Origin of the sequence: Streptomyces sp. NPDC005533 (assembly GCF_042871845.1) — a bacterium.
Classification (GTDB): domain Bacteria; phylum Actinomycetota; class Actinomycetes; order Streptomycetales; family Streptomycetaceae; genus Streptomyces.
Map to the genome: position 1 here is coordinate 1 of NZ_JBIAJH010000190.1, position 1308 is coordinate 1308.

Annotated in this window: 1 protein-coding gene and 1 pseudogene; one reads left to right on the forward strand and one right to left on the reverse strand. The window is 63.5% G+C overall.

Annotation, left to right across the window (positions count from 1 at the left end; translation table 11 throughout):
- Positions 1-116, forward strand: a pseudogene (locus ACFYP3_RS37850) (IS5/IS1182 family transposase); the annotation flags it as partial.
- 43 nt (positions 117-159) lie between these two features.
- On the opposite strand, the gene ACFYP3_RS37855 reads toward ACFYP3_RS37850, so the two are convergent.
- Complete coding sequence (locus ACFYP3_RS37855; protein WP_388842666.1) at positions 160-810, reverse strand: RICIN domain-containing protein; 651 nt, start codon at positions 808-810, stop codon at positions 160-162.
- Positions 811-1308 lie beyond the last annotated feature (498 nt).

A 1308-nucleotide genomic window follows, 5' to 3' on the forward strand; every position in this document is an offset into this window, starting at 1 on the left:
TCGACCTCGGCCGAGCCCATCAACACGCTGCCGGAGCTCCGCGCAGGACGCCGCGAGTTCCGAAGCGGAGATCAACACCTCGGCAGCACCGCTCCCACGACGGGCTCGGCCGCACCCTCACAAAGCACTACTTGCTCTCTCACCCAGCCGCTCCGTGCCTCAGCGAACGAAGGGTGCGGGGGACGCGTCCACGAACGCCCAAGCCTGGTTTTCGCCGTCATGGCAGGAAAACTCTTGCAGGTAGGCGCCTGTTGGGGGCACGGTTCGGCTAGCAGAGGCTGCGTCGAGGCATCGTCCTCCCACTGCCGTGCCATCTCGGCCCCGCGTTGACCTGATCCTGAAGAAACCGCTCGGGCCGCGGGGTTCGATTTTCCAATTCTGTGCGTTGGATGGCGTGTCGCAATAATTCTGGCGAATGATCGCCGACCCGTCCTGTTTGGTGCTGCCTTCCAGACATAGCCCCGTGTTGCGTACTTCGATCTGGAACGAACCGTTGACGGGCCGGAAACGGAACTGCTGGCCCTCCTCGTTGCGGTTGGGCTGCAATGTGATCCTGTGACGGCCAGGTCGGGGGTGCAACTCTCGGAGGCCCAACTCCCAGGGGGCGGCGAGGACCAGGTCTTGGGTGAACCCACTCTTGATGTTCCACCATCCGCTACCGAAGGTCGGTGGTCGCTGGGGGTCCCCGAAGGTCGGACATTTCCCATCCGGGAAGATGTCGCAGGGGCCCGCGGAGGTGCTGACGGGCGCGAGTCCCAGACTCGCCAGTAAACAGATCAGAAGGGCAAGAAGAAGAGTTCGTCGGCGCATCACAGCCACCGAGCCTTCGTGTCAGAAAGGTGCCAGGGCAGGTAGGAAGGCTCTCATCGCGAAACGACCCGCCTTGGACGCGGAGAGACCGCTGCCCCTCCCGGAATGGGAGAAGAGGGCGCCCTTCCACGGTATGGCGCGAGCATAGACCTGCAACCCGACAGCCCCGTACTCCTACTAGCGCGTTCAAGTACCGTCCTCGCCGTTCTGCTGGTCTGGGCGGACGCCAGGGGCGATCTGGACTGGTCATCACGGTCGACTCCACCATGGCCCCCGCATATCAGCACACTGCCTGGTCTCGTCAAAAGGGGCCCGGAGAGTGAGCCGAACAACCACGCCCTCGAACGCCCCGCCAGCGCGAGCGGCTCGGACTTCTCTACTGATCAGCCGCAGCACCCTGCCGACTAGTGTGCTGAGTCAGTGGTTGGCTTACAGTTCCTGTATGACTCGTCCTGGTCCGAAGCTTGCGCCGCTGAACCTGACTGATGCTGAACGCGG